We start from the raw sequence: 24,688 nt of genomic DNA, 5'->3' as shown, positions 1-24,688 counted from the left end.
AAAGATGCAGCGATAAATAATATGCAATAAAAAACGGCTCAAAAGAGCCGTTTTTTATTGCATAACGAAAATTAATTATCTGAAATTAAGGCCACTTGCTGCAGATAGTTAAACATCTTCAACTTAGATGCACTCACCTCTTCCTCAGGCGCTTGATTTTTAAGATCACGGTGCACACGGAGATAATGCTGGCGTAAAGTATGACGTTCTGTCGCATTATACGTTTTGGTAAACTCATTAATCGCAGGGTCGCCATCTTTAACAATACGCTCTACCCAACGCTGTAGCTGTGCTGTTTTTTTCAGCCCTTGTTTCGGGGTTAGATATGACAAAATGACCGTTTCATCTTCATTACGCAACAGTTTACCAATACGTAAAAATTGACGGCGGCGCGCTTCATGTGACGTAATCTGCTGCACATCGAGCAGCGCTTCAATTAAACGCTCTTCAACAGGCAGATTTTTAATTTGTTTCGCACTTAGCTCAGCCAGCTGTGAGCCTAAAGCAGCCATACGCTGAACAGCTTTTTTCTGTTCGGTTTTACTTGCACGTCCTTCTAAAGAATCAAAATCTTCATCAGTTAAGCTCTTCGATCGACTTGCCACGATTAATCTGCCTCGTAAAATTTCGCTGCGAAAAGTGCTTGAACTTCAGATAAAGCTTTTTCTTCATCTGCGCCTTCAATCACTATCCGTAAAGTTGTGCCCTTGCCAGCACCAAGCATCAGCAGGGACATAATATTTTTTGCATCTACCAATTTATCACCTTTGCCGATCTGAATCGATGAGCTGAATTTTGTGGTGACTTCAATCAGTTTGCCAGACGCACGCGCATGTAAACCTAGTTTATTAATTACGTCAACAGTTGTGTCTATCATGACCAGTGCTTCATTTCTCTATGTAAGACCTGAATAGACCATTTTGCCTCAAGGGCTTTTTTTAGTCTATCCACAATATAAACAGAACGATGCTGTCCTCCAGTGCATCCAATCGAGACCGTCATATAGTGACGGTGGCCTTCTGAAAATGCCGGCAGCCATTTGTCCAAAAAATGATAAATGTCCTGAAACATTTCTTCAGTCTGAGGGCTTTGTTCTAAAAATTTCTGTACAGGCTCATCCAAGCCTGAATATTTTCTTAATTCTAAATCCCAATGCGGGTTCGGCAGATGCCGTACATCAAAAACGTAGTCTGCATCCAGCGGGATGCCATGCTTAAAGCCAAAAGACTGCAAAATTAAAATCAGATTATCGGCTTGCCCCAGCTTCGTCAGCAGCACATGCTTTAAATCATGCACGCTTTTATCGGTGGTATCAATATGCACGGTTGAGCGCATTTGAATAGGCAGCAGCAGCGATTTCTCTTCCTGAATGCATTCATTCAGGCTTTTAAAACGGCTGGATAATGGATGCGGGCGGCGCGAAGCGCTGAACCGTGAAATCAGCTCCTGATCCCGCGTGGTCAGGTAAATAATATCGACCGAACCGTGGCGCTGCAGCTGCTGAAAGACTTGATCGAATTCCTGCAGGTCTGCCCGCGTGCTGCGCACATCCACACCCAAGGCCAGCTGCTCAAGGTTGTTTTCCTTGTCCAGCTTTTCCACAATTTCCGGCAGCAACGCCAAAGGCAAATTATCTATACAGTAATAGCCAAGATCTTCAAGCACCTGCAGCGCAGAACTTTTCCCAGAACCAGATTGACCTGTAACAATTAAAATGCGTTTCATTGCATGACTGCCCTATGTTGCGCTAAGAAGCGGGATATTTCACCTGCAGGTTATCGATGAGGCGTGTTGCACCTAATTTTACAGCCACAAACAGCACCAGATCTTCATTAAACTGTTCAATCTTTTGAAGTTCTGTCGTTCTGGCTTCTACATAGTCCACAACAAAGCCTGCCTCTGTCAAGGCTGTTTTCATCTCTGCTAACACTTCAGATAAGGCTTTCCCTAACAGCAGGGCCTGCTCTGCCGCTTTCAGCGTTTTATAAATGACTGGCGCTTTCTCGCGGTTTTCTGCACTTAAATAGCCATTGCGCGAGCTGAGCGCCAAACCGTCTTCCGCACGGGTAATCGGCACGCCTATCACTTCCAGCGGAATATTCAGGTCACGTACAAACTGACGGATGACCGCCAGCTGCTGATAATCTTTTTGACCAAAGAAAGCATAGTTCGGCTGCACGATATTGAATAGCTTCGTCACCACCACAGCCACACCGTCGAAATGGCCTGGGCGCTGTGAACCGCATAAATCATCGGTGATGCCGCCAACTGAAATATTGGTCAAACGCGGCTTTTTACCATACATCTGCTCAACACTTGGGGCAAAAACAATATCGCAGCCTGCATCAGCCAGCAAACGCTGATCCTGCTCTAATGTACGCGGATAGCTGTCAAAATCTTCATTGGGTCCAAACTGAATCGGATTCACAAAAATGCTGACCACGACAATATCGCAAAGCTGGCGCGCTTCACGCACAAGGTTCAAGTGACCTTCGTGCAAATTCCCCATCGTCGGCACAAAACCGATAATTTTACGGGCTGCCCGGGATGGATTCAGTGATGCCGCTAAACCTTGGATGGTTGTTTCAGTTTTCATGTTTTACAGCTCAATTTGGAAAGTATGTTCTTTGGCTGGGAATGTTCCGGCCAAAACTGCGTCATGATAAGCTTTGAACGCATCGACAATCGCAGTTTCACCCGCTTGCTCTTTCATAAAATTACGGACAAATTTGGCCACATGGCTAAAGTTCAGCCCCAGCATATCCTGTACAACCAGCACTTGCCCATCAGTTTCCGCACCCGCGCCTATACCAATTACAGGAGTATTCGGGAACAGTCCGCTGATTTCCTTGCCGACTTGCGCAGGAACGCATTCCAGCAGCAAAACAGCCGCACCCGCCTCAACCACAGCCTTACAGTCAGCAATCAGCTGATCTGCAGCAGCACGTGTACGCGCCTGTACTTTATAGCCACCAAAGACATGCACAGACTGTGGCGTCAGGCCTAAATGCACACATACCGGAATACCATTTCGGGTCAGTACTTGCACAGTTTCAGCCAGCCATGCCCCGCCTTCCAGCTTCACCATATGCGCGCCCGCCTGCATGATCGTTTTAGAGCTGATCAATGCATCATTCAGGGTGGCATAGCTCATAAACGGCAAGTCCGTTAAAATGAATGCATGCGAATTTCCGCGGCGCACTGCGGCTGTATGATAGGCCATATCGCTGACATTCACAGGCAGCGTCGAATCACAGCCTTGAATCGTCATACCTAAAGAATCGCCGACCAAAATGGTATCAATCTCAGCGACTTCCATAGCTTTCGCCATGCTTGCATCATAGCAAGTCAGGCAGGAGAATTTGCGGCCTTCCGCTTTAAATTTTCTTAAGTCACTTAGACTAATCATCCCGATGTTCCTCTTATGGCCTATCTTTTAGCCATTAAACATTTTAAATCTTCGCCCAGTTTCCAGCATCCAAAACATCAAGTGAAGGGTGCTTTAAAATAGGCAAATCTTTTAATAATTGTCCTTTCAGTTGCAGCTCCGCATCCAAATCCAAGAGCGGAATCAACACAAAATCACGCTCCATGACACCGATATGCGGCACAGTCAGGCGTTCATTTTGAATCTGTTCCTGACCGTACATCAGCAAATCCAAATCCAATGTACGCTCTCCCCAGCGGCGCAGGCGTACTCGGCCAGATTCCTGCTCAAAACGCTGCAATTCATCCAACAAGGCCAAAGGCGCCAAATCGGTAACCAGCTGCACAGCCGCATTTAAATAGTTCGGCTGATCCTGCGGCCCCATTGGCGGACTTTGGTAGAGTTTAGAAACTTTTACTGGCCCCAAGGCTGCAATTTTATGTACAGCTTCAGTCAGAATTTGAAGCGAGTCCCCTAAGTTGCTGCCAAGTCCAATATATGTCACTGCACTCATTGCGTAGGTCCAAAAACCACTTGGCTCAAATCACGCTGAACACGCTTGCGCTTTAAGATAGGATGATCTGCGCCAATACCGTCCGCAGACACGGCAGCAGGCGGACGGCGGCCATCTGAAGAATTCTTCGGCTTACGGGTCCTGCGGCTGCGCGGCTCAGGCTCATTCACCAAAGGTTCAATTTCGGCCTGCTGAATAGAGGCATTTGCTTTAGTATCTTCAGCAGAAGCCTGAGATGCTTTGCGGCGGCTCTTGGCGCGCTGACGGTTATACTCCGAAATAGCCCGTTCTTTTTCATCCGCAGAGAGGGTTTGATAGTTATCCCACCAAATGCCCATGCCCTGTGTCTCTTTATCTCCGGATTTTTCACGCAGCAGCAGGAAGTCAAAGCCTGCACGGAAACGCGCATGGCTGGATAATGCTTCGATCTGCTGCGGTTTTGGATTCAGCAAACGGGTCTGCATTTCCCAAACTTCACGAATAAATGTTTCTGCAAAACGCGGAATGACAGTACGGGTCGCCTGACGCTTCAATACATCCAAACCTGCTTGCGCCCGGGCTTCTGCAGGCACTGCACCTTTGCTTGAATAAAATTCACAGCGTTCAAGGAATGGCTTCCACAGCAATACCGCATAGAAAAATGCCGGATTGATCGTTTTTCCGATGGAAATACGCTGATCTGTATTTTTCGCAGCGCGTTCAATAAATGGGGTAATTACCGGCGGTATATCCGCAAATAACTGATGCCAAATGCCAAAATCAATCAGCATTGGCATGACACGGTTTAAATGCCCCATCGTAAACAGCTTCTGCGACTCATCATACAAACGGTGTGGCGATACATCCCGCAGCAGCTGAGTCACTTCAGGGGTGAAAATATCTAATATTTTCTTATCAATACTGAAATTAAGCTTGGCGGCAAACCGCAGTGTCCGCAGCATCCGCACAGGATCTTCTTCAAAGCGCTGCATCGGATCGCCCAGCAAACGCAATGTTTTATGTTTTATGTCATCTACAGCATTGCAAAAATCCAGCACTTCATTTTTACGCGGCTGGTAATACAGCGCATTGATCGAAAAGTCCCGGCGTACAAAATCTTGCTCGATGGTTCCCCAGTTGTTGTCCCGCAGGATCATGCCCGAAGCAGATGTCACCTCTTTTTTAGGCGGCGCGCGAAAAGTCGCGACTTCAATCAGTTCACGGCCAGAATAGACATGAGCGAGCTCGAAACGGCGGCCGATAATACGGCAGCGACGTCCGAAAACTTCTTTCACTTGAGATGGCGTTGCATTGGTGACCGCATCATAATCCTTCGGATTTAGACCTAACATTAAGTCACGAACACCGCCGCCGACGATATAAGCTTCATAGCCTGCCTTGGTTAAGGCATCAATCACATCTAAAATGGAAGAAGGTAATTGTGCAGTTGATAAACCGCATTTTGACGCGTGCAAAGTTTGCAAAAGACGCTGTCTCCTACGTCTGAACGTAAAATCTTAAGATGACGCTAATCATATCTCTAACACAATCAAAGGGCAATTTGATTCTCCTGTTCAAAGACTCAACAGAGGCCGCATTGTTTAGATATTCAAGGCTTACAATGCCAGCCGGTCTTTATTTTTTGCGTAAATGGCGGGGCCAATCCCTTTGACCGCTTGAATATCTTCAATATTTTTAAATTTTCCATTTTTGCTTCGGTATTCAACAATCGCTTCAGCTTTTTTTTGACCGATACCGCTGAGCTGCTGAAATTGCGCAGCATCCGCAGAGTTCAGTCTAATTTTATCACTGCTGGTGGAAGGCGCCAGCGCCGGTTTTGATAAATAATGATTTTGGGATGCCGATGCTGCGGCACGATTGGCGGCGATACGGCTTTCAGCAGCGCTGTTCAGCTGCTGATCTTTTGCCTGCTGTTCAGACTTCCATTGCTGATAAGACCCATTGGATGGCGATGCGGCATGTGTCCAAGACATGCTGATGCTCGCCAGCAGCATCAGCAGATAGAGCTGAAATTTATTCAAGTTGCGGTGTTTCATCGAAAGCCTGCTGTTTAAATTGTTGTTTTGCCTGTTCCCAAAGCTGATCCATCTCAGCCAGCGACAAGTCTTGTATATTTTTATTCTGCAATTTGGCCTGCGCTTCAATATATGCAAAACGGCTTCTGAATTTATGAACCGTTCCCAATAAGGCCATTTCACTGGAAACGCCAAGTTTACGGCCGATATTCACCAGTGAAAATATGCAATCTCCAAATTCTTCTATAATTTCGTCGGATTGTTGACGTTTCAGCGCGTGTTTGAACTCGCTTAGTTCTTCTTCCAATTTGGCATAGGCATCTTCAACATCCGCAAAATCAAAGCCAATCTGTGCAGCATTTTTCTGAATTTCTTCCGCCTGCTGCAAGGCTGGGCCATGCTTGACCTGATCCAAGCGTGACATATTTTTTCCCTGCTTTTCATTGCGCTTTATCTCTTGCCATAAAACAGACACATCTTCAGCGCTGAGTTTAGAGAACTGCTCACTCTGGAATACATGCGGATGCCGCCGGATCAATTTATCTGAAATTGCCTGCACGACATCCTGAAAATCAAAAGCGCCGCGCTCACTGTACATCTGTGACTGAAAAACCACCTGCAGCAGCAAATCACCCAATTCATCACGGACTTCATGCGCTGTTCCGCCGCGCACGGCGGCCTCAACCTCATAGGCTTCTTCAATTGCATACCGTGTTAAGGACTCTGGCGTCTGCTGCTGATCCCAAGGGCACTTTTCACGCAATTCACGCATAATATTCAACAGCTGTTCCATAGTGCACCTCAGTGATTTGCAAGATTTATTTATGTGGCAGTACATTCTTTCATCAATGGAATTTGCTATGCTCTGCGCATCAATGAAAAAAAACAAGGAGAAGAATAACATGCTCAGCATCTTGATCAGCGGGGCAGCGCAAGGAATCGGCGCGGCTGCAGCAAAACTGTTTTACCAGCAGGGCTACAAAGTCGGCATTTATGATATTAATACCGTTCAGGCCCAGCAGCTTGCACAGCAATTGGGCCCTAACGCCAAGGCGGGCTTGCTGGATGTGTCCAATATTCAGCATTGGCAGAATGCGCTGGAAGAATTTACGCAATGGGCCGGCGGCTTGAATATTTTAGTCAACAATGCCGGCATTCTGTATTCAGGCCCATTTGAAGATACAGATTTGATATCGCATCACCGCACCATTGACATCAATGTGAAGGGCGTCATTAACGGCTGTCACAGCGCATTGCCTTATTTGAAGAAAGCGGCATTTGCACGGGTCATCAACTTATCTTCAGCTTCTGCTATTTATGGTCAAGCCGATTTAGCCTCGTACTCCGCCAGCAAATTTGCAGTCCGCGGCTTGACCGAAAGCTTGGATATAGAATGGCTAAAGCATGGCATACGGGTGCTGGATGTGATGCCGTTATTTGTACAGACTGCGATGGTGAAAGACATGAATGCAGAAAGCATTCATAAGATGGGGGTCAGCTTATCGCCGGAAGATGTGGCTGCAGAGATTATCAGCTTAGCCGAACTGAAAGCCAATCTACTGACTCCGACCCACCGCCCTGTCGGATTGAAAACCAAAGTGATGTTCGGGCTATCCAATATCAGCCCGCAATTTGTAAATCGCATCAGCAATTTATGGATTGCTAAAAAATAATCCACCTTACAAAAACAGTTCAATTCGCCAAATAAAAAACCGCCATATGGCGGTTTTTTATCAACACTGAATAAGATTAGCGCTTGAATTTTTTCTCGGCTTTTTTGAACTTCTGAACATAACGGCGTTTACGCGCAGCCACTCGCTCATCAATCATTGATTTACGGCCTTCAAACGGGTTTTCAGAGGTTTTAAATTCAATACGGACCGGTGTGCCTTCAAGCTTATACACTTTACGGAACACGTTTTCTAAATAACGGCGGTAATCTGCAGGGGTTTTATCCACTTTGTTACCATGCACCACAATCGTCGGCGGATTTTGTCCACCCATGTGCGCATAACGCATTTTAATCCGGCGTCCGCCCACCATCGGCGGCTGATGCGCTTCTGTGGCATCACTCAAAATCTGCGTAATTTTGGCAGGTGAAACTTTCAAATGAGAAGAATCATAAGCGCGGTGGATCGATGGATAAAGATCTCCCACACCAGTACCGTGCAATGCAGAAATCAAATGCACTTTGGCCCAAGGAATAAAGTCAAAACGGCGGTCAACATCAAGCTTGCATTGCTTACGGTCATATTCCGTCATGTTATCCCATTTGTTAATGGCAATGACCATGGCGCGGCCCGCTTCTAAAGCATAGCCGATCAAATGCAGATCCTGCTCCACCACACCTTCGCGGGCATCCAGAACAACCACAATCACATGTGCGTCTTTAATGGCTTGCAGTGTTTTTACAATTGAGAATTTCTCAATCATTTCATCCACTTTGCCTTTACGGCGCACACCGGCAGTATCAATTAAGGTGTACTGACGGCCATCACGCTCATAGGGAATATAAATCGAGTCACGGGTTGTGCCTGGTTCATCAAACGCAACCACACGCTCCTCACCCAGCAAACGGTTCACCAGCGTTGACTTGCCCACGTTTGGACGGCCAATGATGGCTAAACGCAAGCCTGTCGCTTTATCGTGCGCGGCTTCATCTTCATCTTCCGGCACTTCTGAAAGAACATCTTCCAGCATTTGCTGCACACCGCGGCCATGGCTGGCTGCCACTTGCATCGGTTCGCCCATGCCCAGCTTATAAAACTCAACCAGCGCAGCTTCTGCATGCACGCCATCGACTTTATTGGCAACAAGATAAACTTTTTTGCCCAGTGTCCGCAGTTCACGCGCAATCTGTTCATCTGAAGCCAGCAAACCTGCGCGGGCATCGACTACAAATACAATAATATCGGCTTCATTAATGGCTGTTTTAGACTGCTCCGCCATATACGAATCAATGCCGCCTTCATTTTCGCCGATACCGCCGGTATCAACCACAATGAATGATTTGTTTTGGAATACGGCATCACCGTATTTCCGGTCACGGGTAAGACCGGCAAAATCAGCAACGAGAGCATCACGGCTTTTGGTTATCTGGTTAAACAACGTTGATTTTCCGACGTTCGGACGACCAATGAGCGCAATTACGGGTTTCATAGATTAACCTTTATTCAAGATCAGCCAGTTTGGTCTGGTCTGAACATCAGAAAGTATTGGAAGAATAAGGATTAGGACAAATGCCTAAATAAAAAACACGGGGCATTGAATGTTCAATCCCCCGCGTTCAAAAAATACGGTTGCACTTATTTTAACATAAGCTGCAAAAATTAACGATTCTGCCAAACACTCATCGCGCCTTTACGTGTAGACACATAAAGCTGATTGTCAATCACACGCAATGTGCGCACTTCACCGCTGGTTTTAGAACGGCCAATAATCGTGCCCGTGCTCGGATCAATTAAATGCAGAACGCCATCTAAATCACCAACCACCAAATCATTGCCCAGCATGACTGGATTGCTCAGCTGACGGTTCAGCAATTGGTCATTTTCCCACAGCTTATTGCCTGTGGTAATTTCATAGGCGGTAATTTTGCCGTCGGTTTGCGCTACAAACACGCCATTGCCTTTAACTTCCGGACGCTGAATGCTGCTGGCGTCTTCACTCCAAATCACTTGCTGTGAAGCCAGATCCAGCACAGTCACTTGACCTTGATAGCTGGTTGTCACAACAAACTGTCCAGCCACTGCAGGCTCGCCATCAATATCAATCAAACGCTGAATGTCAGAACGTCCTTCAGAGACAGCAACACGGCGCTGCATTTTTGGCGCGCCGCTGACGGCATCAATGGCGTAGATATAAGCATTTGCAGAGGCAATTAAAACATTGCGGGCATCTAAAGCGACAGGCGCCGCTTGACCGCGCAGACTGAACTGCACATTCGGCAAATTATAGGTCCAAGCCTGCTTGCCGGTTTCCACCTCATGCGCAAAGACAGTGCCGTCATTCGCTACCGTAATCACACGGCCGGCATGAATTAAAGATGGAGCAAGAATAGCGCCAGACAATTGCGCAGTCCACTTTGTTTCACCTGTTGCCTGATCCAAAGCAAACAATTGACCCTTGCTGTTGCCAACAATAACCAGCCCATCTTTGGCTTCAACACCTGAGCTTAAGCCCAGTTTCGAAATTTTCTTTTGCCAAAGGCGCTGTTTGCCTTGATAGGCCTCAACCTCCCCATTCGGATTAATGACAAAAATCACGCCATTATCTACATCCAAACGCATGCGCAGCGGATCTGCTTCATCAGTAGAAGCGACATTCTGAGAAAATACAGGTACCAGTGTTTTCGCCTGTTCAAGTTTTGGCAAAGGGCTCGGTTTTGCCTCTTCCACTTTGACGCCTTTATTTGCACAGCCTGCAAGCGCAAGCGTTAAAACTGTCAGTGCACACGTAATTTTGTATTTTCTATTCATTCAGTTTCTTCCACTTGTGTCTCTAAAATCGGACGTTCGACTTCAGGATCATCGACTAAAACGCCTACACTTTCGAGTTTAATTTGTAAAATTTGACGCTCTTCTTTACGTTCAATCAACGCATTCCATGCACTTTGATATACTTTTTTAGCATTTTCAATATCATTTTTGGCAACATAAACATCACCGCGCGCTTCATCAGCCGTTGCTTTAAAAGCAGGATCATTGACTGCATCTAAGGTTTTCAGCGCTTCATCATATTTCTTTTGCGCCAGCTGCGCATAAGCCAAACGCAGTTTCACAATTTTAGCCAAGCCGTCATCGCCCGCTTTAACATTTTCAACTTTTTTCAATGCTTTTTCAGCGCTGGCATAATCCGCTTTATCATACGCCAATTTAGCCATCACCAATTGCGCCTGAACCGCCTGAGGCGAATCCGGCGACTCTTTCATAATACTGTCAGCAGCAGTCGACAGCTGTGAAAAAGCATCGCCTTGCGCTGACTTTGCGCTGTCCATCAGCTGCTGCACTTTGGCGGTCTCAGTTTGAGACGCAGCCAAATTTTTCTTTTGCCAATATTCCCATCCGAAAAAGGCAATCAACGCAATTAAAATCCCGCTAATAATGGCTGAGCCATACTTTTTAGAGAAAGATTTTAAACTATCAAGTTGTTCATCATCACTTAACGCGCTCATTTGACGACCCTTTTCCTTATGTTTTATGGCTTATTTTGAAGAAAGTTTTTCAATGATAAATGGCACAAAGCCATCTACCGCAACTTCGGCTTGTTCAGCTGTCGCCAGCTCTTTCACCAGAACCTGCTGTACAGCCTGTTCACGCTCGCCAAAAATAATGGCATACACTGCGCCGGCTTGATCAGCTTTTTTCATTTGCGACTTCATTGAACCTTGCGAACCGACTTTCAGGCGGATGGCACTGCCTGCAGCTTCCAGCTGATCACGGATCTGCTCGGCTAAAACCAGCGCTTTGCCCTGTGTAGAAGGGTCTGATACCAAAAAGATTTCACAGTCCCGTACTGGAGTATTGTCTTCGACTTGTTCTAAAAGCAGAAGCAGCCGCTCCATACCCATTGCAAAACCAACAGCAGGCACCGTTTGATCTGCCTTGCCTTTGAGCTGACCAACCAAGCCGTCATAGCGGCCGCCAGCACACACTGTGCCTTGCGAACCCAGCAGCGTGGTTGTCCATTCAAAAACAGTCTTGTTGTAATAATCCAGACCGCGAACCAATTTCTGATTAATCACAAACTTCACGCCTGCGTCATTCAAATACTGCTGCAATTGCGCAAAATGACTCATGGTGTCTTCACCCATAAAGTCGTGAAGTTTTGGCGCATTTTCCAAAATAGATTGGGTCTTCGCATCTTTTGAATCCAAGATACGTAATGGATTCGTGCTTAAACGGCGCTGAGAATCTTCATCTAAATCTGCTTTATGTGATTCTAAGAATTCAACCAAGGCTGCACGGTAAGCTGCGCGCTCATCCGACTCACCCAAAGTATTCAGCTCAAGCTGAACTTTATCTGCAACGCCCATGCGCTTCCACAAACGCGCAGTCATCAAAATCAACTCAGCGTCTTGATCCGGCGTCGCAACACCAAAAGTTTCTACGCCAAACTGATGGAATTGGCGGTAACGGCCTTTTTGCGGTTTTTCATAGCGGAACATTGGCCCCACATACCAAACGCGTGGCGCCGCGCCGCGCAGCAGATTGTGTTCCAGCATCGCGCGAACACAGCCAGCCGTGCCTTCCGGACGCAAAGTCAAAGACTCAGGCGGGTTGCCTTTATCCAAGAAAGTATACATTTCTTTTTCGACGATATCGGTCGCATCACCGATAGAGCGTTTAAACAGATTGGTCTGCTCAACAATCGGCAAGCGGATTTGCTGATAGCCATAAGCATCCATTAATGATGCCAAATGCTGCTCAAGACGTCTCCACGCAGGTGTTTGCGTTGGAAGGATATCGTTAAAACCTTTAATTGCGACAATTGAACTCATGATTTACTGCGTATAATTTCTTTAGATTTTGCTTCTTCAAGCGCCTTAACTCGTTGACGAACCATTGTTTCGATTTCATCAACCAACTGATTTGTGTCAATTAAATGACTTTTCTCGCCATTACGATACACGAGTGAGCGCGGACTTGCACCTACCACGCCAATATCGGCTTCTTTGGCTTCGCCGGGACCATTGACCTTGCAGCCAATGACCGAGACATCCATTGGGGTACGAATATCTTCCAACCGTTCTTCCAATGACTGCATGACTTTAATCACGTTAAATTCTTGACGTGAACAGCTTGGGCAGGCAATAAAGTTGATGCCGTTAGAACGCAGGCTCAATGACTTTAAAATATCAAAACCGATTTTAACTTCTTCTTCAGGCTCTGCCGCCAATGAAATACGCATGGTATCGCCAATGCCTTCCATCAGCAGACCGCCCAAAGCAATCGCTGACTTTACAGAACCTGTGCGGTATACACCGGCTTCAGTCACGCCTAAATGCAGCGGATTATCAATCTGCGCTGACAGCAACCGGTAAGCATCCATGGTTAAAAATACATTCGATGCCTTGACTGATATTTTAAACTCCTGAAAATCCAAGCGGTCTAAAATATCAATATGGCGCATGGCGGATTCAAGCAAGGCTTGACCCGTAGGTTCACCGTATTTTTTTTGAATATCTTTTTCCAAGGAGCCAGCATTAACACCGATGCGCATGGAAATATCGTTATGTCTGGCTGCAGCGACAACTTCACGGATTTTTGCTTCTGAACCGATATTGCCCGGATTAATACGCAGGCAGTCTGCGCCCAAATCTGCTACACGCAGCGCAATTTTATAATCAAAATGAATGTCCGCAACCAATGGCACAGTCACGCGTTTGCGAATTTCACCAAAGGCTTCCGCGGCGTCCATGCTGGGCACAGAAACACGCATGATATCTGCGCCGACATCAGCACAGCGCTGAATCTGCGCAACGGTGGCATCAACATCACAGGTTTCAGTATTGGTCATACTCTGAATGCTGATTGGCGCATCGCCGCCGACGTAAACGGAACCGACACGGATTTTACGGGTTGGACGGCGCTTTATTGGATTTACAATCATGGTTTCACTCTGCCCTCAGCCATTAACGTGATAAACGGAAATCTGCTTTGCCGTTTACGGTATATGGTGACAATGAAATCGCTTCATTATTTAAACTTAATGACACAGCAGCGGCATCATCCAAACGGATTTGGAAAGGCGGCTCACCCGACAGGTTCAGCGTAGACGCCTGACGCCCTGTCGCTAAAACTTTTCCGGTTGAATCCACAATATGCACAGATGTTGGATGGCTGAATTGCAGGGCCAATTGATCCCCTGATGCTGCTGCGCCATTCTCTAAATTTAAAACCTGCACTTCCGATGATTGAGAAGCATCTGCAGCATCCGTACTCGAGCTGTCCGACATGTTTTGAACAACAGACATCAATATCGCCAGAACAGCAATAACAGCCGCTGCGATTAAGCCGCGTTTCAGCCATTTACGGTTGCGGTCACGGTTTGAACCAGGCAGCTTACCCATAATTTTAATGGGCGAATTATTCAATGCATGGTTCGGCAGCATGCCCGTATCATTGGCGTAGATTTCATCAAAACGCTGGATAATATTGGTTGCATCAACCTTTAAGAATTTAGCGTATGTCCGGTAGTAACCCTTGATAAATGTTGCTTCTGGCAGTGATTTATAATCATCCTGCTCCAGTGCGGTCAGCGTTTTCACAGGAATATTCAATTCCTTCGCCGCATCATCCAGCTCCAGCTTTTGAGCAATGCGGATCTGACGCAAGTACTCGCCTGGGCGCTGTACATTTCCTAACGCATTTGGAGCTACGCTCGAAGTATTCGATTGCGGTGAATTAGGATTTACTTCCATACGGCCTCAGTACTGTACTGTAATTGCAAATAACGCTGGTATTCAGGGCTTTGCGGATAAAGCGCACGCAGCTGATTCACCAGCTCCTGCATCCCCATTTTGTCCCCATTCGCACGCGCAGTGCGTATACCGATCCAAAGCGCCCGGGCGCCTTGGTTCTGTTGTCCCACTGCACGCACGAACTGTTCATACATTTGCGTAGCGGCAGCGTTTTGCTGGTTCAAATAAAAAATTTCCGCCAACTCTAACATTGAAACATAGGAATCACGATTGGCTTGCAAAGCCTGTTTGAATGTTTTTTCAGCATTCGCAACATCGCCCAGTTTCAAGTAAATTCGGCCTGCGTTTTCAAGCGACCGCGCACGCTGATCATAGCCTAAAGTGGCGCCAGCGATGGTCAATTGCTCAAGCGCGTCATTATAGCGCTCAACTTGATACAAATACGTACCATAGTTGTTACGCGCCTGTGCATTTTTAGGCTCTATAGAAATTGCACGGCGGAAATATCCGTCCGCTTTTTCCATATTCAGCTTGCTGCCTTCCTGCTGCAGCAAAACGCCCATCATCATATTGGCCTGCGCATCACGCGGATTCTGTTCCAGCGACTGATCCAGAGCGCGCTTAGCCGCATCCAGATCACCTGATTTAATATATTCAACTGCCAATTGAGTGCGTACTTTAGCGGCTTTTTCCGGATCTTTTTTGCTCAATGTTTGTGGTGTCTGACATGCCGTCAGCATCGCCGCTGATAAACAAAAAGACGTAATAAAAGCAAATTTGCACGTTAAGGTTCTCAATTGACTGCCTCTTTATTATCCTTGCGAGCGCAGAATCTCGTTTTGCTGCGCCACTTTTTTCTTCCACTGCTCTGCGCGGCGGGTACGGTCTGCAACTTGCCCCACAAGCTGTCCGCACGCAGCATCAATATCATCACCGCGTGTCTGACGAATCGTACACACAAAACCGGCATCAGACAAAGTTTTTTGGAAAGAAATGATCCGGTTACGGCTTGAGCGGCCATATGGCGCATGCGGAAATGGATTAAATGGAATTAAATTGATTTTGCTTGGTAAATTTTTCAGCAGCCTAATCATTTGCTGTGCATGTTCAGGATGGTCATTCACGCCATCCAGCATCACATATTCAATGGTGACATGCTTACGCGAGCTTTCATTGCCGTCTTTGGCAATATAGCGCTGACAAGCCGCAATGAGCTGTTCCAGCGGATACTTTTTATTGATCGGCACCAATTCATTGCGCAGCTCGTCATTTGGCGCATGCAGTGAAATTGCCAAAGCTACATCAATATCTTTCACCATTTGATCAATTTTAGGCACAACACCAGACGTTGACAGCGTCACACGGCGTTTTGACATGCCGTATGCGAAATCATCCAGCATGGTGCGCATAGAGTTCAGTACAGCATCATAGTTCAGCAACGGTTCACCCATGCCCATCATGACGACATTCGTCACTGAACGTTCGCGCTCAAGCACAGGCACGTCTTCCATATATGAATAGTTGGCCATCCACAGCTGGCCAATAATTTCCGCTTGGCTCAAATCACGCTGGAATCCTTGCTTGCCCGTCGAACAGAACGAACAGTCCAGCGCACAGCCGACTTGCGAGGAAATGCATAAAGTCCGGCGTAAACCGCTGCGGTGTTCAGCAGGAATCAGCACCGTTTCAACCAGTGACCCTTCACCATCCCCGACACGGAATACCCATTTTCGGGTGCCGTCTTTTGAATAGTTTTTATGCACCACTTCCGGCGCTTTAATTTCACAAATCTTTTCTAATTTTTCACGCAGTTTGCCTGAGATATTAGTCATCTGCGCAAAATCAGTCACAAAGAACTGGTGAATCCACTTCATCACCTGCCCTGCACGGAACTTTTTTTCGCCCATGTCTTCGAAGAATTTTTCCATTTGCGGGCGCGACATGCCAAGTAAGTTCACTTTCTCCACAGCAATTTGCTGTGCAGGAGCGGATGGAGATTGCAGCTGTTCAGCCGAAACTGCAGATACAGCGACTACTTCAGTACTCATGTGTATTACCTAAACCATGTCTAAAGATGAAAGGAGAAGCTCAAAAAAAGAGCAAAGCTTTATTCAGAGAATAAAAAAACCAGATAAGTATAATAACACTTATCTGGTTTGAATACTTCGAATTAACGAGTACGCGGAGCAATCTCAGTTTGAGCGAAGAAGTAGTTCACTTCACGGTCAGCAGAGGCTACAGAGTCAGAACCGTGAGCAGCATTTTCATCGATGCTTACAGCGAAATCAGCGCGGATAGTGCCTGGAGCTGCTTCTTTAGGGTTAGTCGCGCCAAGGATGTCACGGTGTGCAAGAACTGCATTTTCGCCTTCAAGAACAGAAACAACCACTGGACCAGAAGTCATGAATGCAACTAGGTCAGCAAAGAAACCGCGTTCTTTGTGCTCAGCGTAGAAGCCTTCAGCTTCAGCTTGAGTCAAGTGTTTCATTTTAGTTGCAACAATTTTAAGACCAGCTTTTTCAAAACGGGCAAAGATGTCACCGATGTGGTTTTTAGCAACTGCGTCTGGTTTTACGATAGATAAAGTACGTTCGATAGCCATGATAGGCTCCTTAAGTCATAATGTTGACAGAAAAATTTGGCGCATTATACCGAATAATGCGCTATTTTCTGCTTTTGGAATGTAAAAAAATGGTTTTTTTCGACGCAGTGTCAGCTTGCTTCATCAATCCATGCCATTTGAATGGCTTCCAGCAAACCTTCTGTTGATTTTTCAGGATTATCTGAAAATTCCGGCAAAGCGCAAACCCATGCATGCAAATCAGTAAAACGAACCCATTGCGGATCTACATCCGGATGCGCGTCATACAGCTCAATTGCAATATCAATCGTATCTGTCCAGCGTAAGCCCATGCGACTCTTCCTAACATCCTATAAATGATTCCAAGTACTTTATCAAATTTCAAAAAAACTGCCTAAACTTTCACAGCCTGTTCAGCATTTTTTTTCAGGCTTTCTCGAGGCGATTTCAGCGCTATAAAATAATATTCAGCCATGGCGCAATCAGCACAATGGCTGATGCCACCGTCCCGCCAATGATAGCGCCGACCGCCACATCACTTGGATAATGCAGCCCCAGCACCATGCGGGACAATGCCACCAGCACCGTAAACGGCAGCATTAAAATCAGCAGCACAGGCTGTACATAGCCCAAGACCGTGGTCGCCATTACTGCATGCAAGGTATGTCCTGACGGAAAACTGAAATGATCCAGCGGGCGCTCACCCAGACGGATGACCTGATGCACTTGATAAGGCCTCGGACGGACGGTTTTTTTCTTCAGCACCTTATAAATACTGGTTCCAACCGAGCCGCCCAGCATCAGATACAGCAATTGCAGGCCATACATCAGCCCCTGCAATATCCATACTGCGCCCAGCATGACATACCAGAATATCCCATCACCCAAGCGGCTGATGACTTTAAAAAATTGCGCCACCCGTTCTGAGCGGGAAAATGTATTGAGGTAAATACAGCCTTTTAAATCGAGATCGAGCATTCTTATTTTCGCATTTTTAAGTCTCATTATTCTCTCCTCGGGCGCCTGACTGTGCTTAAATCATCTCGGGATGATCCTCGCTGCCGAGTATAGCGCCTGTTCAAATTGCTGAACTGGGTATTGCCAGCCAACACCCTGAATATCTTCTCTCGCCTTTCTTCCCATATTTTTAAGCATAGTCCGATCCGGCAATTGGCAAATGGAACTGATAAATGATGCCGTATCGCCCAGCGTGCACAGCCAGCCTGAGTACTGATGGCAGACATGCAGCTGCGGGCTTGCATAGTCGTAGGCGACTACCGGCAGTCCGCTGGCCATCGCTTCCAGCACGACATTGCCAAAAGTTTCCAGCTGACTGGCAAAAACAAATGCATCTGCGCTGGCGTAGGCTTCGGACAATTGATGACCGCTTAAACTGCCCATAAAAATCACAGGAGCTGACTGACTCAAGCGCTGCAATTTTTCACGCTCAGGACCATCACCAACAATAACCAGCACAGTTTTCTGCCTGCTGACCTTTTGTCTGGCGATGAAAGCATGAATGATCACATTAACCTCTTTTTCAGGAGATAGCCTTCCGACATACAGCAGCACGGCAGTTTGCTCATCCGCACCCCATCTCTGACGCAACTGACCCGAGGCATATTTAGGGTTAAAGCATTCGACATCAACACCGCGCCCTACCACAGCCATCGGACAATGCACCCCTAAATCTTGCAAAGTTTGTGCCGTGTCTTTACTGGGCACACAGGTTAATTGTGTATTATTGTGAAACCAGCATAAGTACCGCTGAATAGGCTTCAATAAAAATGCCAAGTCAAAAAAGCGGCTAAAATCTTGAAAAGCAGAATGAAAACCGCTGGAAACTGGAATATTCTTGGCCTTAGCCGCCTGCAGCGCAGCCAGACCCAGCGGCCCTTCAGTCACAACATGTACTACATCTGGGGTAAAATCATCTATCGCGCTGGATACCTTCAAAAACTGCGGCCAGCCAAATTTCAGAGAGGGATAGCGCGGGATCGCCTGCGCCATAACCAAGCATTCTTTATTCGGCGAAAATTGACTGCAGCCCATTTTTTGCTGCGGGCGGATTAAAAGAATTTTATGTCCCTGCTGCTGCAAACCTTTGCATAATTGCAAAAGCGACAAAGCCACGCCATTAATTTCTGGCGGCCATGTTTCAGTCACTACCGCTATTTTTAATTTTGGGCGCACAAGCTCATTCAGAGTACGGTGATCATTTTGAGTATTCTGTATATTTTTATGCTTAAAATAAAACTTAAAGCTTTCTGGAAAATCTTGTTGTTTTAAATGACCAAATACAGAGACCGGTTCCATATTTTACCTATCATTTGAGTTTTAACAGAAGTATAGCCAGCATATCTTTCACTTTGATGATGCTTCAATGACACTCCCAAGACATTGCGTATACAAAGTCCTCCCTCTCAACTGCACACCCCCAGATATTAAAGGTAAAAAAACAGCCGCCTCACATGCAATTCAGCGGCTGATGATCACTAGGGCTAGATCAAAAGAGGAACAGCTTAAAAAGACAGACTAATAAACACCACGTCGCGGTAAATGCCTGCAGGCGTATTGATGGTCGGAGCTTCCAGCAATTGCACACCGACTACATATTTATTGTCCTTGCCCGGGGAGTTCGGCGACAGCATGGCATTCCATTCGCTTTTATTTGCGCCCTGTATCCACATCCGGGTGCTCAGCTTATAGGCGCCATTGCTGACAGCGCTTTCCCCTTGCGGCGAGCGCAGGTTCATGCTGGTAAAGCGGATGCTGTAGGACTGATCGCAATTGATGCGGAAGCTCGAAGCCGCTTGGCTTTTGCGGTAAGTTGAGAGGCGCATGTCCCGCTCCGAAATTGCGCCTAATGAGCAGAAATTTGCATGTGCCATCGCGCTGCTTGCCGCAGCCGCGATAATCAGCAATGAGATAAGACCTTTCATGATTCATCTCCTTATTTGCATAATAGATCAACTGTTTTTGAAGCAAACTGCTCCAAATTTTTTGATGGAATCGTCAAAACAGAATGACAAACCCTGCCACCTGTAGTTTTTACTGTAATTGGATAAGTTCCGGGTTTGAGTCCGTATAGATATACTTTCCCTTCTGCATCAACTGGAGAATATTCACCGCTTTCAAGATCTGTATACACTTCACTGGCGCGGGCGAATGTTTCACCGTTTTCGTTCAGCAGACGGGCAACAATGAGTTTGGTTTGATAAATTGGAAAGTTGATGACATAGCCGCGTTTATCCAAACCAATCATTTTTTTACTTGAATAATCAATTTTATCATCCATCGTTATTTGATCTTGATTGAATGAAATGTCATACGTGATATAAGGCACGATATTATGAATAAAGAAGGTGCCGTCTTTTTGGGTTTTACCCACAGGCGATAATGAGCGGTATACTTCTACATCAGGATAATTTGCGACTTTGACCAAAGCAAAAGCATTGTCGACATATCGGGTCAACGCCATTTTTCCGCCCATGGCCACCAGCGCGCCGCGGTAAGACAGCTGCTTGGAATCATAATCAGATGATTGCTGCACCTGAGCAGTCATTTCGCCATAATTGGTTTGATATGCACCGTAAGCCTGATAAGTCACATCACCTTTGCGCTGGCTTGCGCCCAACAAGTAATCCAGACCACTTTCACCTACAGAACTTTGCACATATTGCAGACGGCTGAAATCTTCTGTGGAATGCGCCGCATAAACACTGCGCCCCTTGCCAAAGTTATAATTCAAGGAAAAATAAAAACCCTGATCATCACTGGAGCCGCCGACATCTGCAAAGTTTTTAAAATATGAAGCGCCAAGTGACAGATTTGAATTTACAGTTTTGGTCACGCCGACATTCAGGATTTGGCTGTCCGCCGAAAAACCTTCCGCATTATTGTTATATTTGCGCTCAATATAGTTGAAATTTAAACTGCTGAATCCGAGCCAATCATAAACATTAAAGTATGCCAAAATATCAAATTCAGGTACGCTCAAATTATCTGAATAGCCCAGCATTTTGTAATGTTCCGAAGCATAAGCGACCGATGCTCCTGCCGAAAATTTATTCCATGTGCGTGACAGCGATGTTCCAATCGAATACCCCTGCTCACCAAATGCATCACTGCCTGCCAAATACAAATCGACCAATGCAAACCGTGCAACGCCTTGCGTCCACATTAAGCCTAAATTTTTAATATCATCACTATAAACCGCATTAAAACCTAAAGTCGTTGAGGCAGTCATACCTCGGCGAAAATATAGGTTGGTGAAAAATTCACGGTAATCATCATCCTGAGTATCATAGTTGTAGCGCAGCTTACCCAGTGTAACATTGTACTCATTTAATTTGGGCAGCAATAATCGGTTGTTAATCATCAGCGGAAAACTTTGAACAGTCCGGTTGCCTAGAATATCTTCCACCACCAGCTGAGCATCGCCTGCCTGCTGAATATTCGCCCCTGTTTGCAGCACAAAATCACCGGGCGTCACCTGTTGCTGATAAATACTGACACCATTGATCAGCAAATCAACTTTGGACGGCAATGCAGCGCTTCCGCGCAATGTAGGTGCATTCCAATATACAAAATCCGGACGGTCTGTAAAATTGGTGCCAAAACTGATCCCGCCATAGCGCATTGAGTTTACAAAAGGATTCAGGACTGTAGTGCTGTCGCCCACCACAAGCTGCGTATAATTTTTAGGAAAATCTATTGAGAAAGTACTGTTCAAGCGCGTTACGCTATTTTCTTTTTGGTCTTGATCTTCAAAACGTTTTGCAATGAATGCCTGATTGAATTGCCAATAATCTTTAAAAATACCGATTTCCGGCAAGATGCTGTACTCTTTCAAATCTTCCGTGTGATCTAGAAAAACATCATAATTAATGTAAGCGCCGAAAGATGCCCGGTCAGGCTGCGCTAGGCGTTCTGCATCCAAGTTGTTCGAATAAAAATAGTTTGCTGGAAAAATAATTTTAATAGCTTGTGCGCTTTGGTCGTATTCCGACTGCACATCCGACGTAACAGTAGAACAGTAATCTGACCGCTGCGGATTTTTTTCCATTAACTCCACTTTAATTGACAGCTGCCTTAAAACATCACATTCAACATACCGATTCTGATCGTCTTCAATGACTAAAATTTCTGTTTTCCGGTCTATGCCATTGATCCAGACATTACTCAAAATCATATTATTTTCAGCAGCATGAATTGTCGTAATACACAAAGCGCTTGCCATCATACAAGGGAGAACTGCAATGATTCTGATCATGACTGTCACCTCATAAGACGATCTCTAAAGGCTTGTCACCTTTATCCGTATTTATTTTTAAAGTATATTTTTGCTGGCTTTCCAATTTCACTTGCCCCATGTCAAATTCATTTTGCTTATTGGCCAGCAAATACGTCATATTATTCGATGTAGCAATTGCTTTTCCGCTCGCATCTTCAATGGCTAAATCTTTAATCTGTATATGAGACGCGGCTTTATTTTGAAGGGTAACGATTAACCGGTTTGCACGGTAGCTAATACTTGGTGCGAGGCTTGCGCTTTTCTGTTCCCCTGCAAACAATGGCATAGAAATATTGAATAAAAAGTTCATCGCGCTTTGATCTGCGACTGGCGGAGTTTCATTAAATATAACCCGCCAAGTTCCTTCTTCCTTCAAATTCATTGCTCTAACTGGCTGAGGAAAGCCGACGCGCACAACCTGTTTTGATTCAGGCTGCAGCACAAAGTTTTTAGGATTAATCAATATATCCGGATCTGGAATATAGACGTCTTCGCCTTTTTCATTTTGTGACCATTTCACTGCGGTCGCTTCAAAGATTTTAGGTGCATCTGAACCGGTATAATCAAAAGTCACGGTTGCACTGCGCTGATTATTTTTCTCTGAAACATAAAGCTGAATAGGTGTTACCTTTAGGCCTGCATGTACGGCCGCCGATATGCAAAAAACTGAGGATAACGCTGCGCCCATTAATAATTTATTCATCGCCTGCCCCTTATTTTTTTATTGATATAAAGCAAATTCTGGTGAAGAAACAGGCCTGTCCGAAAACAAGCCTGCTTTTGAACTGTAATCGTGTTAAAGCTTAGAATGAAACTTTAATACGGTATTGTTCTGTATAAGTACCGACTGGTTTAGTTACACCAACTTCTGGGCTTTTCACTTCAACGTTATACGCTGTCCAACCGCCCAAAAGGTAAGGTTGATTAGGTGTTACACCCATAGGGATAACAGTGCCGCCGCGTGTAGTTTTGATAGTGATTGGAATTGAATTTGCACCCATTTTTAGATTGCTGTTGTTAGCAGTACTGAGCTCAATTTTATATGTGGCATTCGCGCCAACTTTAAATGAGCCATTTTTAGTATCGCCGCCAGCTTTATCTTCAAGTACAATTTTTGGTGTTAATACTTGTAGTTCGCAATGCGGATCTACTTTTAATTCAATGTCAATTTTGCCTTCGCAATCAACACTGCATCCTGAAGGGCCTGAAGGCTGACCGCCTCTATCCTCATCGCCTGCATAAATTGCTGTTGAACAGGCACCTAGTACTAATGCTGCTAAAGCAGTTTGGGTCATTTTATTCATGATTAATTCTCCATAAAATTATTATCTAGCCACCACTTCTTCGAATCGGATTGTTTAGCTCTTTGTGATCATTAGTCATCTAATCAATCTTCATTTCTCCCGAGGGCATAACCATTGTTCAACAAAATTTAAATAAAATAATTTATATGGCATTTTTCACACAATATGTGAAATCAATCACACTTTTACCAGTAAATAAAAACAAAATCCCTGTTTATTAGATATTTAAATTTATGATTGAAGGACAAGGCGGTGGCCAACCGATGCTATAAAATCTGAGCATTGCCGCGACGAGTATATTTTTCAATCACTAAATCAATGTATTTTCATCATTAACGCTTATTTTTCTCAGTTACATTAATTAACATTAAAGAGCAATTTTTCTCCATTTTTTTATGATTTGCTTATATTTTATTTGAATATTCAAGTATTTATTGAAATAAAATCAATTACATTTTCTAATTCGATAAGTTTTACAAATACTAATACCCAAAAATAGGGATTGTTTTTAACTCAAAAACTGGGTTTTTATGACTAAAAATTACACAATCTGTCACATATTTACAAAAATAACTGTGCTGTTTCAAATTCATTCTAAAGAGCAAACAAAACAAATTCTTAAAACTTAATTTTCATTTATTGGATTTATACCGTATTTATTTTTTTAATTACCTACAAAGCTACTTAGCGCCCTTTTCTGACACACCACAAAAGAATTTTATTTTCAGCCATTTTTATGCTGTATCAACTTCTCTCCAATGACAATGTAAATTCACAGAATTCATCGATTAAAGATCTCAGTCAAACTGGATATTGCCTAAAACCTTGAGTTAAATTTCCATACTCAACAGCTCAACACTCAACACTCAACACTCAACACTCAACACTCAACACTCAACACTCAACACTCAACACTCAACACTCAACACTCAACACTCAACAAAATACAGGTTTTAGCCTAAATTGATCAACCAATTAAGCTAATTCCCTAAAAAATTGAGTTTTCCAATTCCTTTAAAATAAAAAAAGTGCAGATCTAAAAATTTCAAATCTGCACTTTTATATATGAATATGATCAGAATTTACGGTCATTCAACACTGAATATTTTTAGGGCTAACCCGATACTCG

The 24,688-nt window shown here is 45.1% G+C and carries 26 protein-coding genes; 1 reads left to right on the top strand and 25 read right to left on the bottom strand.

What is annotated here, in order from left to right; translation table 11 throughout:
• Positions 1–71: 71 nt before the first annotated feature.
• The 9 genes from yjgA to mazG form a co-directional block, all read right to left on the bottom strand.
• Positions 72–605, bottom strand: coding sequence for a ribosome biogenesis factor YjgA (yjgA, locus tag AZH43_RS02685; RefSeq protein WP_067666357.1), 534 nt, complete (start codon positions 603–605; stop codon positions 72–74).
• 2 nt (positions 606–607) lie between these two features.
• Positions 608–877, bottom strand: a complete 270-nt coding sequence (locus tag AZH43_RS02680) for an HPr family phosphocarrier protein (RefSeq protein WP_067666356.1) — start codon at positions 875–877, stop codon at positions 608–610.
• Positions 874–1,725 carry an RNase adapter RapZ gene (gene rapZ, locus AZH43_RS02675; RefSeq protein ID WP_067666355.1) on the bottom strand — a complete coding sequence of 284 codons (852 nt, stop codon included), beginning with the start codon at positions 1,723–1,725 and terminating at the stop codon, positions 874–876. The genes AZH43_RS02680 and rapZ overlap by 4 nt, the downstream gene beginning before the upstream one ends.
• A gap of 22 nt (positions 1,726–1,747) precedes the next feature.
• Entirely contained in the window at positions 1,748–2,596 is an 849-nt protein-coding gene (gene panC / locus AZH43_RS02670; RefSeq protein ID WP_067666354.1) for a pantoate--beta-alanine ligase, read from the bottom strand.
• A gap of 3 nt (positions 2,597–2,599) precedes the next feature.
• On the bottom strand, positions 2,600–3,409 hold the full coding sequence (panB, locus tag AZH43_RS02665; protein ID WP_067666352.1) for a 3-methyl-2-oxobutanoate hydroxymethyltransferase: 810 nt from the start codon (positions 3,407–3,409) through the stop codon (positions 2,600–2,602).
• 43 nt (positions 3,410–3,452) lie between these two features.
• A complete protein-coding gene (folK, locus tag AZH43_RS02660) occupies positions 3,453–3,941 on the bottom strand; it encodes a 2-amino-4-hydroxy-6-hydroxymethyldihydropteridine diphosphokinase (protein ID WP_067666350.1) in 489 nt (162 codons plus the stop codon).
• On the bottom strand, positions 3,938–5,404 hold the full coding sequence (gene pcnB / locus AZH43_RS02655) for a polynucleotide adenylyltransferase PcnB (RefSeq protein WP_067666348.1): 1,467 nt from the start codon (positions 5,402–5,404) through the stop codon (positions 3,938–3,940). Before pcnB ends, folK begins: the two co-directional genes overlap by 4 nt.
• 132 nt (positions 5,405–5,536) lie before the next feature.
• On the bottom strand, positions 5,537–5,977 hold the full coding sequence (locus tag AZH43_RS02650; protein WP_067666346.1) for a ComEA family DNA-binding protein: 441 nt from the start codon (positions 5,975–5,977) through the stop codon (positions 5,537–5,539).
• Positions 5,955–6,749, bottom strand: a complete 795-nt coding sequence (mazG, locus tag AZH43_RS02645; RefSeq protein WP_067666345.1) for a nucleoside triphosphate pyrophosphohydrolase — start codon at positions 6,747–6,749, stop codon at positions 5,955–5,957. Before mazG ends, AZH43_RS02650 begins: the two co-directional genes overlap by 23 nt.
• A gap of 109 nt (positions 6,750–6,858) precedes the next feature.
• Here mazG and AZH43_RS02640 point away from each other — a divergent pair, with 109 nt between their 5' ends.
• Complete coding sequence (locus AZH43_RS02640; protein ID WP_067666662.1) at positions 6,859–7,629, top strand: SDR family oxidoreductase; 771 nt, start codon at positions 6,859–6,861, stop codon at positions 7,627–7,629.
• Between the two features lie 76 nt (positions 7,630–7,705).
• Here AZH43_RS02640 and der read toward each other — a convergent pair whose 3' ends face one another.
• The 16 genes from der to AZH43_RS02560 all read right to left on the bottom strand — a co-directional run bounded on the left by der (position 7,706) and on the right by AZH43_RS02560 (position 23,559).
• Positions 7,706–9,115, bottom strand: coding sequence for a ribosome biogenesis GTPase Der (gene der, locus AZH43_RS02635; RefSeq protein WP_067666343.1), 1,410 nt, complete (start codon positions 9,113–9,115; stop codon positions 7,706–7,708).
• Positions 9,116–9,285: 170 nt separating this feature from the next.
• A complete protein-coding gene (gene bamB, locus AZH43_RS02630) occupies positions 9,286–10,434 on the bottom strand; it encodes an outer membrane protein assembly factor BamB (protein WP_067666341.1) in 1,149 nt (382 codons plus the stop codon).
• Positions 10,431–11,129 carry a YfgM family protein gene (locus AZH43_RS02625; RefSeq protein WP_067666340.1) on the bottom strand — a complete coding sequence of 233 codons (699 nt, stop codon included), beginning with the start codon at positions 11,127–11,129 and terminating at the stop codon, positions 10,431–10,433. Before AZH43_RS02625 ends, bamB begins: the two co-directional genes overlap by 4 nt.
• Positions 11,130–11,159: 30 nt before the next feature.
• Entirely contained in the window at positions 11,160–12,455 is a 1,296-nt protein-coding gene (gene hisS / locus AZH43_RS02620) for a histidine--tRNA ligase (RefSeq protein ID WP_067666339.1), read from the bottom strand.
• Positions 12,452–13,567 (bottom strand): flavodoxin-dependent (E)-4-hydroxy-3-methylbut-2-enyl-diphosphate synthase, encoded by a 1,116-nt coding sequence (gene ispG, locus AZH43_RS02615; RefSeq protein WP_067666338.1) that lies wholly within the window; start codon positions 13,565–13,567, stop codon positions 12,452–12,454. The genes hisS and ispG overlap by 4 nt, the downstream gene beginning before the upstream one ends.
• Before the next feature lie 22 nt (positions 13,568–13,589).
• Positions 13,590–14,378: a helix-turn-helix domain-containing protein gene (locus tag AZH43_RS02610; RefSeq protein WP_067666335.1), complete on the bottom strand. Its 789-nt coding sequence runs from the start codon at positions 14,376–14,378 to the stop codon at positions 13,590–13,592.
• Positions 14,369–15,118, bottom strand: a complete 750-nt coding sequence (pilW, locus tag AZH43_RS02605) for a type IV pilus biogenesis/stability protein PilW (protein WP_067666332.1) — start codon at positions 15,116–15,118, stop codon at positions 14,369–14,371. Before pilW ends, AZH43_RS02610 begins: the two co-directional genes overlap by 10 nt.
• A gap of 72 nt (positions 15,119–15,190) precedes the next feature.
• The gene (gene rlmN / locus AZH43_RS02600; protein WP_067666331.1) at positions 15,191–16,426 is read right to left on the bottom strand and encodes a 23S rRNA (adenine(2503)-C(2))-methyltransferase RlmN; all 1,236 of its coding nucleotides are present in this window, start codon (positions 16,424–16,426) and stop codon (positions 15,191–15,193) included.
• Between the two features lie 122 nt (positions 16,427–16,548).
• Positions 16,549–16,980: a nucleoside-diphosphate kinase gene (gene ndk, locus AZH43_RS02595; protein WP_035265623.1), complete on the bottom strand. Its 432-nt coding sequence runs from the start codon at positions 16,978–16,980 to the stop codon at positions 16,549–16,551.
• Between the two features lie 110 nt (positions 16,981–17,090).
• Positions 17,091–17,291: a Fe-S cluster assembly protein IscX gene (gene iscX / locus AZH43_RS02590; RefSeq protein ID WP_067666330.1), complete on the bottom strand. Its 201-nt coding sequence runs from the start codon at positions 17,289–17,291 to the stop codon at positions 17,091–17,093.
• Between the two features lie 121 nt (positions 17,292–17,412).
• Positions 17,413–17,964: a phosphatase PAP2 family protein gene (locus AZH43_RS02585; RefSeq protein WP_067666328.1), complete on the bottom strand. Its 552-nt coding sequence runs from the start codon at positions 17,962–17,964 to the stop codon at positions 17,413–17,415.
• 33 nt (positions 17,965–17,997) lie between these two features.
• Positions 17,998–19,275, bottom strand: a complete 1,278-nt coding sequence (locus AZH43_RS02580) for a glycosyltransferase family 4 protein (RefSeq protein ID WP_067666326.1) — start codon at positions 19,273–19,275, stop codon at positions 17,998–18,000.
• A gap of 206 nt (positions 19,276–19,481) precedes the next feature.
• Positions 19,482–19,901, bottom strand: a complete 420-nt coding sequence (locus AZH43_RS02575) for a hypothetical protein (protein ID WP_067666324.1) — start codon at positions 19,899–19,901, stop codon at positions 19,482–19,484.
• Positions 19,902–19,912: 11 nt separating this feature from the next.
• Complete coding sequence (locus tag AZH43_RS02570) at positions 19,913–22,234, bottom strand: fimbria/pilus outer membrane usher protein (protein WP_067666323.1); 2,322 nt, start codon at positions 22,232–22,234, stop codon at positions 19,913–19,915.
• A gap of 10 nt (positions 22,235–22,244) precedes the next feature.
• Positions 22,245–22,958, bottom strand: coding sequence for a fimbrial biogenesis chaperone (locus AZH43_RS02565; RefSeq protein ID WP_067666321.1), 714 nt, complete (start codon positions 22,956–22,958; stop codon positions 22,245–22,247).
• 100 nt (positions 22,959–23,058) lie between these two features.
• On the bottom strand, positions 23,059–23,559 hold the full coding sequence (locus AZH43_RS02560) for a hypothetical protein (protein ID WP_067666319.1): 501 nt from the start codon (positions 23,557–23,559) through the stop codon (positions 23,059–23,061).
• Positions 23,560–24,688: the final 1,129 nt, after the last annotated feature.

Origin of the sequence: Acinetobacter pragensis (assembly GCF_001605895.1) — a bacterium.
In the GTDB taxonomy this organism is placed as follows: domain Bacteria; phylum Pseudomonadota; class Gammaproteobacteria; order Pseudomonadales; family Moraxellaceae; genus Acinetobacter; species Acinetobacter pragensis.
The sequence above is the reverse complement of the archived record's forward strand: the minus strand, read 5'-3'. Positions and strand labels throughout refer to the sequence as shown.

Excerpts from the sequence above, each read along its gene's own strand:
- AZH43_RS02680 (WP_067666356.1), bottom strand. The coding sequence starts at position 877 with ATGATAGACACAACTGTTGACGTAATTAATAAACTAGGTTTACATGCG.
- rapZ (WP_067666355.1), bottom strand. The coding sequence starts at position 1,725 with ATGAAACGCATTTTAATTGTTACAGGTCAATCTGGTTCTGGGAAAAGT.
- panC (WP_067666354.1), bottom strand. The coding sequence starts at position 2,596 with ATGAAAACTGAAACAACCATCCAAGGTTTAGCGGCATCACTGAATCCA.
- panB (WP_067666352.1), bottom strand. The coding sequence starts at position 3,409 with ATGATTAGTCTAAGTGACTTAAGAAAATTTAAAGCGGAAGGCCGCAAA.
- folK (WP_067666350.1), bottom strand. The coding sequence starts at position 3,941 with ATGAGTGCAGTGACATATATTGGACTTGGCAGCAACTTAGGGGACTCG.
- AZH43_RS02650 (WP_067666346.1), bottom strand. The coding sequence starts at position 5,977 with ATGAAACACCGCAACTTGAATAAATTTCAGCTCTATCTGCTGATGCTG.
- mazG (WP_067666345.1), bottom strand. The coding sequence starts at position 6,749 with ATGGAACAGCTGTTGAATATTATGCGTGAATTGCGTGAAAAGTGCCCT.
- AZH43_RS02640 (WP_067666662.1), top strand. The coding sequence starts at position 6,859 with ATGCTCAGCATCTTGATCAGCGGGGCAGCGCAAGGAATCGGCGCGGCT.
- der (WP_067666343.1), bottom strand. The coding sequence starts at position 9,115 with ATGAAACCCGTAATTGCGCTCATTGGTCGTCCGAACGTCGGAAAATCA.
- bamB (WP_067666341.1), bottom strand. The coding sequence starts at position 10,434 with ATGAATAGAAAATACAAAATTACGTGTGCACTGACAGTTTTAACGCTT.
- AZH43_RS02625 (WP_067666340.1), bottom strand. The coding sequence starts at position 11,129 with ATGAGCGCGTTAAGTGATGATGAACAACTTGATAGTTTAAAATCTTTC.
- hisS (WP_067666339.1), bottom strand. The coding sequence starts at position 12,455 with ATGAGTTCAATTGTCGCAATTAAAGGTTTTAACGATATCCTTCCAACG.
- ispG (WP_067666338.1), bottom strand. The coding sequence starts at position 13,567 with ATGATTGTAAATCCAATAAAGCGCCGTCCAACCCGTAAAATCCGTGTC.
- AZH43_RS02610 (WP_067666335.1), bottom strand. The coding sequence starts at position 14,378 with ATGGAAGTAAATCCTAATTCACCGCAATCGAATACTTCGAGCGTAGCT.
- pilW (WP_067666332.1), bottom strand. The coding sequence starts at position 15,118 with ATGCTGACGGCATGTCAGACACCACAAACATTGAGCAAAAAAGATCCG.
- rlmN (WP_067666331.1), bottom strand. The coding sequence starts at position 16,426 with ATGAGTACTGAAGTAGTCGCTGTATCTGCAGTTTCGGCTGAACAGCTG.
- ndk (WP_035265623.1), bottom strand. The coding sequence starts at position 16,980 with ATGGCTATCGAACGTACTTTATCTATCGTAAAACCAGACGCAGTTGCT.
- iscX (WP_067666330.1), bottom strand. The coding sequence starts at position 17,291 with ATGGGCTTACGCTGGACAGATACGATTGATATTGCAATTGAGCTGTAT.
- AZH43_RS02585 (WP_067666328.1), bottom strand. The coding sequence starts at position 17,964 with ATGAGACTTAAAAATGCGAAAATAAGAATGCTCGATCTCGATTTAAAA.
- AZH43_RS02580 (WP_067666326.1), bottom strand. The coding sequence starts at position 19,275 with ATGGAACCGGTCTCTGTATTTGGTCATTTAAAACAACAAGATTTTCCA.
- AZH43_RS02575 (WP_067666324.1), bottom strand. The coding sequence starts at position 19,901 with ATGAAAGGTCTTATCTCATTGCTGATTATCGCGGCTGCGGCAAGCAGC.
- AZH43_RS02570 (WP_067666323.1), bottom strand. The coding sequence starts at position 22,234 with ATGATCAGAATCATTGCAGTTCTCCCTTGTATGATGGCAAGCGCTTTG.
- AZH43_RS02565 (WP_067666321.1), bottom strand. The coding sequence starts at position 22,958 with ATGAATAAATTATTAATGGGCGCAGCGTTATCCTCAGTTTTTTGCATA.
- AZH43_RS02560 (WP_067666319.1), bottom strand. The coding sequence starts at position 23,559 with ATGAATAAAATGACCCAAACTGCTTTAGCAGCATTAGTACTAGGTGCC.